The following is an 8,615-nucleotide window of genomic DNA, read 5'->3' as shown; positions in this document are numbered from 1 at the left end:
TGGGGCCGATGGACAATCCCGACACAACGTTCGAACTGCAGGCCCTCTTCAGCCTCAGCCCTGGACAGCACGGGCTCCCAGGCCTCGCTTTGCCGCCTGACCAGGGTCACAGGCGCGTCGGCGAAGTAGCAGACGAGATCAGAGGCCGCATAGTCCGCGATCTGGTCGGCCACCCCCTCGCGCGATCCGCCGATGGTCTCGATGGCGGTATTGGCCAGGCGGGTGGCGTGCATCGTGGCCATTTCGATGACGTCAGTCTGGGCGTCCCATTCCGCCGCGATCTGGTCTGCGACAGCGCGGGTGGGCAGGATCAGCGTGGCAGCACGCGGGGTCTTCAGGGTGCGTCCGTCCAGCCGGATGCCGTGACCGCCGTCGACCTCGACCACCGTCACCGCCTTGTAGAACCGCCGGGGCTTTTCCTGCGGCTCGTGGAAGCCTTTGCGCAAGTCCAACGTCATACTCCCGACGGAATGCCCGCCTAGGGCCGTGGAATGAGGATAAACCGGACTGACTGCAAGGGAGCAAAAGATGGCCCCAAGCCGGAACGACCTGAATGCTGCGATCGCGGTGACCCGATTTGGCCTGGGGGCCCGCCCGGGCGAGATCGCGCAGGCAAGCCGCAATCCCCGGGACTACCTGATGGATCAGATTCGCATCGAGGGCGCGGACCTGCCTCAGGGCGACAGTGAAACCACCGCGCAGAGATTGGTGGAATTCCGCGCCTATCGCCAAGGCATAGAGCGGGCCAAGGCGACTGCCGCCATGTCCGATACCGCACCGGACCCCGTGAAAGGCGCCCAAAACCTGATCCGAGAGAATACCGGGGGCGATTCACTGGCCCGCACGAGACTTGCCATCGCAACGGAGGCTGGATTTCGGGAGCGATGGGCTTTGTTCTGGGCCAATCATTTCACGGTCTCGGCGACCAAGGTACAGGTCGCCACGCTGGTCGGGCCCTATGAGGCCGAGGCCATCCGTCCGCATGTGTTTGGTCACTTCGCCGACTTGCTGGCCGCCGCAGAAACCCATCCGGCGATGTTGCTCTACCTGGATCAGGCCCAGTCAATGGGGCCGAACAGTCCGGCGGCAAGGGCGGTGGCGCGTGGCGCCACGCGCCGGGCCCCGGCCGACATCCCGCCGCCGCGTCGCGGGACCGGCCTGAACGAGAATCTCGCCCGCGAGATTCTTGAGCTTCACACGGTCGGGATTGATGGCGGATATTCCCAGGCCGATGTCACCGAGTTCGCCCGCGCCCTGACCGGCCTCGGCGTGGCGGGCCCGCGAGATTTCGATGCCGCTACGCCGGTGGTGTTCCGCGAATTTGCCCACGAACCCGGCGAACGTACCGTGATGGGCGTGCGCTATTCCCAGACCGGCAGGGTCCAGGCCGGGATCATCCTGAGGGATCTGGCCGCCAAGCCGCAGACGGCCCGCTTCGTCTGCACGAAGATCGCGCGCCATTTCGTCGCCGATGACCCGCCAGCAGCACTGGTGTCTCAGTTGGCGTCTGTCTGGATGGCTTCAGGCGGCGATCTGGCACGGGTCGCCGAGGCCTTGGTGGAAGCCCCGGAAGCCTGGCGACCTGACCTCCCGAAGTTCAAGACGCCGTACGAGTTTGTCGTTTCAAGCTACCGTGCGCTGGGGTTGCAGCCGCGAGGCCTGGGCCAGCTGGCGATCCTGACGACGCTGGGCCAACGTCCCTTCGCTGCGCCATCACCCAAGGGCTGGGCGGACGAAGCGGGGCCGTGGATCAGCTCGGACGCCTTGGTAAAGCGCATGCAGTTTGCGCAAGCCTTTGCTGTCACAGCTGGGCCCAATGTTCAGGATCCAAATGCGTTGGCGCGGGAAACCCTGGGTGCTCACCTGTCGACGGCTTCGGCGACGGCAATCAGCCGGGCGGAGTCTCGCGCCGAGGCGGTCGCAATCCTCCTGATGACGCCGGAGTTTCAACGCCGATGACTGGCCCCATCCTGCTCAACCGACGTGCCCTGACTGCCGGCCTCGCCCTGCCCTTTCTCGCGCGGGTGGCTGAGGCCGCTACGCCGCAATCAAAGAAGTTCGTTGTCATTGTCTGTCGCGGGGGCATGGACGGCCTGTCCCTCGCACCACCGGTCGGTGACCCTGACTATGCTGGCCTTCGGGGCGGTCTGGCACTCGGCGAAGGCGCTCTGCCGCTTGATGGCTACTTTGCGCTCAACCCCGCGCTCGCCACCATCCATGCCCTCGCGCGGGCTGGACAGGCGCGGATCGCGCCCGCCGTAGCGTCGCCGGACCGGGCGCGCTCTCACTTTGAAGCGCAGGACGTGCTCGAAACCGGCGCAGCGAACGTCTACGCCACCGCGTCAGGCTGGTTGAACCGCACGGTTTCGGCTCTGTCCGCTACCCGCAAGATCGAGGCGCTTTCCGTCGGCGCGACGGCGCCGCTGATCCTGCGGGGACCTGCCCCGGCGGCGTCGTGGTCACCGGGACGCGGCGTCGACACAACTGCCCGCCTGCCGACATTGTTGCAGGACCTCTACAGAGACGACCCGCTACTCGGGCCCGCCCTCGCCCGGGGTCTGCAGACCGAGGACATGGCGCGCACCACCGGCGCCACGCGTGCTGCCGACATGATGCGCCCAGGAGGCGTCGCCCAGGGTCGCGGGATCGCGCGTGAGATGGGCGTGGCGCTGGCCGGTTTCCTGATTGCCCCCGACGGGCCGCAGCTGGCGGCTGTGTCAATCGATGGATTCGACACCCATGCCAACCAGACCGGCGTACTGGCCGGGCGGCTGGCAGCACTGGACGCCCTTGTCGAGGGTCTGCACAGCGGCCTTGGCGCCGAGTGGGAGAACACGGTGGTTCTGGCGGTGACCGAGTTTGGCCGCACGGCGCGGGCAAACGGTACAGGCGGCACCGACCACGGGACGGCGTCTACAGCCCTGTTGCTAGGCGGAGCGCTCAAGCCGGGTGGCATTGTCGGAGATTGGCCGACCCTTCGACAACCGGCCCTGTTCGAAAATCGCGATGTCGCGCCGACACTGGATCTCCGCGCGCTGTCAAAAGGATTGCTTGGCGAGCACATGGGCGTTGACCGCCGCGCGCTCGATACTCTGATTTTCCCCGACAGTGCCCGGGTCAGAGCCGTCTCGGGTCTGGTCTAGGTCCGATCAGCGGCGCGTCCTGAACGGCTCCGGGTCGGCCTCGTGCTGGTCGAAGCCGAAGCGCTCGAATCCGGCGCGCATTTCCTTGCCGATCGGCGCCTCCAGCGCCAGCGTGCCCCGTGACGGATGCGGCAGGACAAGGCGTCTAGCATGGAGCTGAAGCTTCAGCCCATCGGAGAGCGCCTGGGACGCCGGCGTGTTGTATTTCGGGTCGCCAACGATCGGATGACCCAGGAAGAGCATATGGGCCCGAAGCTGATGCGTGCGCCCCGTATGCGGCCACAGCGCCATCCAGGCGGCGCGCGGGCCGGCGCGGGCCAGGGTGACGTACTCGGTCTCGGCGGTCTCCGCCCTGGGATCGCTGAGGTCCGCCGGCGCCATTAGCTCTCGATCACCCATGCCATGTTTGGCGAGCGAACGGTCAATCGTGCCCTCGCCCGGCTTGGGAAAGCCTGTGACAATCGCCCAGTAGATCTTCTGCGCCCGGCGTTTGGCGAACGCGCCGGCCAGTTGGGCGGCGGCCTGCGGGCTCTTTCCCATCACCAGGACGCCCGACGTGTCGCGGTCGAGTCGGTGCACCAGCCGCGGCCGGTTTAGACCCTCGCCCCAAGCAGAAAGCAGGCCGTCGACGTGACGTGTCGTCTTGGTGCCCCCCTGGACGGCCAGGCCAGACGGCTTGTTGATCGCCAGCACCTCGTCGTCCTCGTAGATCACCAATGACCTGATGAACGCGGCGTCGCGGGGATCGATCTGTCCCTTCTCAAGCTCTGGCGGCGCATCCGGAAGCGGCGGCACGCGGATCTGCGCTCCGGCGGCCAGCCGGGTGTCTGGTTTGGCGCGCGCGCCATCCACACGGATCTGGCCGGAGCGCGTGAGCTTCTGCAGCTGGATGTGGTTCAAGTGCGGCCAGCGGCGTTTGAACCAGCGGTCGAGGCGCACGCCATCCTCGCCCGCGTCCACGAAGAGGGTGCGGACCTCCCTCATGCGAACAGCCGCCGGATGAGCCACAGTCCCGCGAACAGGGCCGCGACGGACAGAACGACCGAGCCCAGGCTGTACGTCGCCGCCTGCAGCCAGGCCCGCCGTTCGATCATGGCGACGACCTCCAGCGAATAGGCGGAGAAGGTGGTGAAGCCGCCCAGAACGCCGACGCTCAACAACAGCCGCAGCTTCTCCTGATCCGGCCCGCCTCGGATCGCCAGCAGCCCGGCCAGCGCACCCATCAGGAAACCTCCGAGGACGTTGACCGCCAATGTTCCATAGGGCCAGGCCGCGCCGAACAACCGAAGGGTCTGGAGACCGATCAGGTAACGCGCCACCGCACCCGCTGCGCCGCCCGCCGCCACCAGGACAAGAGTGTTCATCGGGGACCTTATGCGACGCTACGGCGGCCTTTGCCAACGTTGCGATCAGATGCGGGCGCCTACTCGAGCCCGAGCTTGGCGATCAACCCGGCCATATCGGAAGGTGGCATCGCCTCCAGCCGCCGGGTTCCCCCGACAGGATGAGGGAACGACAGCGCGCGGGCGTGCAGCATGAGCCGTGAGACCGCTTCCCCGCCGACGACCAGGGCGCCGCCATAGCGGACGTCGCCGGCGATCGGGCGGCCCAGGGCGGCCAGATGCACCCGCAGCTGGTGCATGCGGCCGGTCTCCGGGTCCAGTTCCATGAGGGCGGCGCCGTTCGTGCTCGCCAGAGTGCGGTAGCCCGACCGGGCGGTCTCGGCGTCGGGATGATCCGCGGTGCAGACGCGCATGTAAGCCTCCCGGCCTTGCTCATCCCGGCGTAGCGGCAGGTCGATCACGCCAGTCACCGGCTCGGGCGGGCCGGGCGTCACGATGGCCAGATATGTTTTGGCAAACTTCCTCGACATCAATGCTTTGCCGAGGAAACCTGCAGCAGGTTTGGTCTTGGCGGTCAGGATCACACCGGAGGTGTCACGGTCCAGGCGGTGGATCAGGCGTGGTCGCGCCTTCCCGGGTCTTGCGAAGGCCCACAGCAGTTCGTCCAGCGTATGGACCTGCCCTCGCCCGCCCTGACTCGACAGGCCAGACGGCTTGTTCAGGGCCAGGATCTCGGCATCCTCGTAGAGCACGAGGCTCTTTACGAAGGCGATCTCATCGCGGCTGAGCTGGACCGGCTTTAAGGGTTTCACACCCTCACTTAGCGGAGGACGCCCGCCTTCGCCATCCGTGCCGAGTACCAGATAAAGAACAGGCAGCCGGCGAGTATCACCCCGTTCAGGATCAGTACCTGCTGGCCCATGATCTCCCGCCCATTGCTCAGCAGGTGGGTGTGGACGAGGCTGCCGACCAACCCCGCCAGGGAGGCCCAGAACACCGGCGCGGCCCAGCTCGAGCGGGTGAACAGCAGCACCGTGCCCACAATGGCGCCCCACACGCCCAACGCCCAGCACACCGTCACCCAGGCGGGCATGGCGTGGAAATAGCCGATCTGGGGCTCCGTCATGCCCGACGCCTTGAGATAGGCGTCACCCTGAAGCTTGCTCATCGTGTAGTCGTAGGCGCCGAAGCCGTTCCAGAGCACGCCCATAACCGCCACCAGCCAGAGATGCCAGGGCGTGCGAACCGTCGCGGTTTTGTCGGTGGTATCCGTCATCATGCTTCCCCCGAAGTTGACCCAGGGAGAGGCTAGTCCTGATCATACAATCCGACAATGGCGCCCGCGCCGGGGTCAAGTCTTGCGGTCGGCCCGCATCCCCGCCCAGCGCTCAAGCCGCTCCTTGATCCGGGCCTCGGAACCCTCGCCCTTCGGCTTGTAGAAGGTGCGGCGCTCCATACCGTCCGGGAAGTAGTTCTGCCCCGAGAACCCCTCCGGCGCATCGTGATCATAGGCATAGCCCTTGCCGTAACCGAGATCCCGCATGAGCCGGGTCGTGGGATTGCGAATATGGGCCGGCGGCATGAGCGAGCCGGTCTCCCTGGCGGCCTTCATCGCCGCACCATAGGCCACGTAAACCGCGTTTGACTTTGGCGCGCAGGCAAGATGGACGACCAGCTGCGCCAGCGCGATCTCGCCCTCAGGGGAACCCAGGAAGTCGTAGGTGTCCTTCGCCGCATTGGCGAGCACCAGCGACATCGGGTCGGCCTCACCAATGTCCTCCGCCGCCGCACGGATCAGGCGTCGCGCCAGGAACAGCGGATCTTCGCCCCCGGCCAGCATGCGGGCCAGCCAGTAGAGCGCAGCATCCGGATCAGACCCCCGGATGGATTTGTGGAGCGCCGATATGAGGTTGTAGTGCTCCTCCCGGTCCTTGTCGTAGGCGGGGCTGCGCTTCTGGAGGACCTGACCCAGGTCCTTGGTCGACAGCGGCCTGGCCGAACCGATGTTGAACAGGGTCTCGCCCAAGGTCAGCAGATAGCGCCCGTCGCCGTCGGCCATCGCCACCAGCGCCGCACGGGCGTCGGATTCCAGCGCGAGTGCGCGACCCTCGTGAGCCTCCGCCTTCGCCAGCAGGGTGTGCAGTGCCTCGTCATCCAGCCGCTTCAGCACATAGACCTGGCATCGCGACAGAAGGGCGCCATTCAGCTCGAAGGATGGGTTCTCCGTGGTGGCTCCCACCAGAGTGACCGTGCCTTCCTCCACAAACGGCAGGAAGCCATCCTGCTGCGCGCGGTTGAAGCGATGGATCTCGTCCACGAACAGCAGCGTCGCCTGACCGGCGGCGCGGCGCAATTTTGCGGCCTCGAAGGCCTTCTTCAGGTCGGCCACACCCGAAAACACTGCCGAGAGCTGCTGAAATTCATAGCCAGCCGCCTTGGCCAGCAGCCGCGCGATCGTGGTCTTGCCGGTACCCGGGGGCCCCCACAGGATCATCGAGGACAGACGCTTCGCCTGCGCCATACGACCGATTGGCCCGTCCGCGCCCAGCAGATGGTCCTGACCCACGACCTCGTCCAGCTGTTGCGGACGCAGCCGGTCGGCCAGGGGCGAGGGTTGCTGCGGCGTCAGGCCCGCCGCTTCAAAGAGATCGGCCATAGACCCGGACCTACCATAGATCCCCGAGACGTCAGATGCGGAACGTCGCCGTAATCTGTTGACCGTTGCGCTCGATGGTCACCTGCCAGGCGGGGGCTGCTGTACCGGCCGCCACAGCCAGATCGCGTACCGTTTCGATCTTCCGTCCGTTGACCTGCCTCACGATGTCGCCTGGTCTCAACCCCGCATTCATGGCCAGACCCCGCCCCAGTTTCGAGACCAGCACGCCCTGCCCGGCGAAGGTATCGAGGCCCAGCTCATCGGCCACGGCCGGGGACATATTCACCACGGTGGCGCCGTCAAAAGGATTGCGCCCCGTCAGCGTTAGCTCGTCACGGGCCGGGACGGCCGGAGGTGGCTCTGCGCGGAGGGGCAGGGTCTGCTCCTGTCCCCCGGCGCGATGGACCACCAGCAGGAGCGTTTCGCCGGGACGATGGTTGCGGATTGCAAAACTGAGCGCGCCTGTGTCCGCGACCGGCTTGCCATCGGCCTGCAGCACCACATCGCCTTGCCTCAGACCCGCACGTGCCGCAGGGCCGCCGGGCCATAGATCGGCGATCAGCGCGCCCTGCGGGCGAGCCAGCCCCAGGCTGCGGGCGATTTCCGGCGTTACGCTCTGGGTTCGCGCACCCAGCCAGGGCCGCACCACGCGTCGCCCGCCACCCACAGCTGTCTCCACCGCCCGGCGCACCACAGAGGCCGGGATCGCAAAGCCCACGCCTGAGGAAGAACCCGACCGCGAAAGGATGAAGCTGTTCACGCCGATAAGGTCGCCGTCCATGTCCACCAGCGCGCCGCCGGAGTTGCCGGGATTGATGGCGGCGTCAGTCTGGATATAGGCCAGCCCACCCTCCCCGTTCGGGTCAGTGCTCCGGTCCAGTGCGGATATGATGCCGTTGGTCACGGTCTGGCCGACACCGAACGGGTCGCCAATGGCCAGCACCAGGTCGCCCACCTGGGCGTCGCCGGAATCGTCCATCGCCAGGACTTCCAGCCTTTCGCCTGCGGGAATGTCGATCTTAAGGATCGCCAAGTCGGTGCGGGGATCGGCCAGCAGGACGCGCGCCGGAAACTCGCGACGGTCGGACAATGCGACCGTAATCTCCTGTCCTTCGGCGACGACGTGATTGTTGGTGACGATGACGCCGTCGGCTCGCACGATCACCCCGGACCCCAGCGACTGAGCCACCCGCGACTCCGGCACGCCACGACCGAACAGTTGCCAGAAAGGGTCGACCTGCTGGCGCACCATTCGCTTGGCCGAAATGTTCACGACGGCCGGCGCGGCCCGTTTCACGACCGGCGAGAAGGACGACTTCATTTGCATCGCGTCCTGCGGCGGGGCGCGATTGGGCTGGCTGAATGCGGGTTGAGCCGCCGCATAGCCGGGCGCGATGGCGGCGCACATAACTGTCAGGGCGGGGATCAGGGCGAGCAAACGTCGCATCGGGTCTCCGGGGATTTCGAACAGCG

The 8,615-nt window shown here is 66.7% G+C and carries 9 protein-coding genes; 2 read left to right on the top strand and 7 right to left on the bottom strand.

All coding sequences use genetic code 11. The features are described 5' to 3' along the window. On the bottom strand, positions 1 to 452 hold a 452-nt coding region (locus tag ACIQ42_RS12350; RefSeq protein ID WP_397422492.1), incomplete at its 3' end, for an ATP12 family protein. Positions 453 to 528: 76 nt separating this feature from the next. Here ACIQ42_RS12350 and ACIQ42_RS12345 point away from each other — a divergent pair. Both ACIQ42_RS12345 and ACIQ42_RS12340 read left to right on the top strand, forming a co-directional pair. Further along, positions 529 to 1,959, top strand: a complete 1,431-nt coding sequence (locus ACIQ42_RS12345) for a DUF1800 family protein (RefSeq protein ID WP_397422491.1) — start codon at positions 529 to 531, stop codon at positions 1,957 to 1,959. Further along, positions 1,956 to 3,143, top strand: a complete 1,188-nt coding sequence (locus tag ACIQ42_RS12340) for a DUF1501 domain-containing protein (protein ID WP_397422490.1) — start codon at positions 1,956 to 1,958, stop codon at positions 3,141 to 3,143. Before ACIQ42_RS12345 ends, ACIQ42_RS12340 begins: the two co-directional genes overlap by 4 nt. 6 nt (positions 3,144 to 3,149) lie before the next feature. Here ACIQ42_RS12340 and ACIQ42_RS12335 read toward each other — a convergent pair whose 3' ends face one another. The 6 genes from ACIQ42_RS12335 to ACIQ42_RS12310 form a co-directional block, all read right to left on the bottom strand. Beyond that, positions 3,150 to 4,127, bottom strand: a complete 978-nt coding sequence (locus ACIQ42_RS12335; protein WP_397422489.1) for an RluA family pseudouridine synthase — start codon at positions 4,125 to 4,127, stop codon at positions 3,150 to 3,152. Next, positions 4,124 to 4,507: a fluoride efflux transporter CrcB gene (gene crcB / locus ACIQ42_RS12330; RefSeq protein WP_397422488.1), complete on the bottom strand. Its 384-nt coding sequence runs from the start codon at positions 4,505 to 4,507 to the stop codon at positions 4,124 to 4,126. The genes ACIQ42_RS12335 and crcB overlap by 4 nt, the downstream gene beginning before the upstream one ends. 59 nt (positions 4,508 to 4,566) lie before the next feature. After that, the gene (locus tag ACIQ42_RS12325) at positions 4,567 to 5,298 is read right to left on the bottom strand and encodes an RluA family pseudouridine synthase (protein WP_397422487.1); all 732 of its coding nucleotides are present in this window, start codon (positions 5,296 to 5,298) and stop codon (positions 4,567 to 4,569) included. A gap of 8 nt (positions 5,299 to 5,306) precedes the next feature. Next, positions 5,307 to 5,762 (bottom strand): hypothetical protein, encoded by a 456-nt coding sequence (locus ACIQ42_RS12320; protein WP_397422485.1) that lies wholly within the window; start codon positions 5,760 to 5,762, stop codon positions 5,307 to 5,309. A 75-nt stretch (positions 5,763 to 5,837) separates the two neighbouring features. Further along, positions 5,838 to 7,142, bottom strand: coding sequence for a replication-associated recombination protein A (locus ACIQ42_RS12315; protein ID WP_397422484.1), 1,305 nt, complete (start codon positions 7,140 to 7,142; stop codon positions 5,838 to 5,840). A gap of 31 nt (positions 7,143 to 7,173) precedes the next feature. Continuing rightward, the gene (locus ACIQ42_RS12310) at positions 7,174 to 8,589 is read right to left on the bottom strand and encodes a Do family serine endopeptidase (protein ID WP_397422493.1); all 1,416 of its coding nucleotides are present in this window, start codon (positions 8,587 to 8,589) and stop codon (positions 7,174 to 7,176) included. Between the last annotated feature and the right edge of the window lie 26 nt (positions 8,590 to 8,615).

The sequence above is a fragment of the Phenylobacterium sp. genome (genome assembly GCF_044372605.1).
Classification (GTDB): domain Bacteria; phylum Pseudomonadota; class Alphaproteobacteria; order Caulobacterales; family Caulobacteraceae; genus Phenylobacterium.
This window is presented reverse-complemented; position numbering and strand designations above follow the sequence as displayed.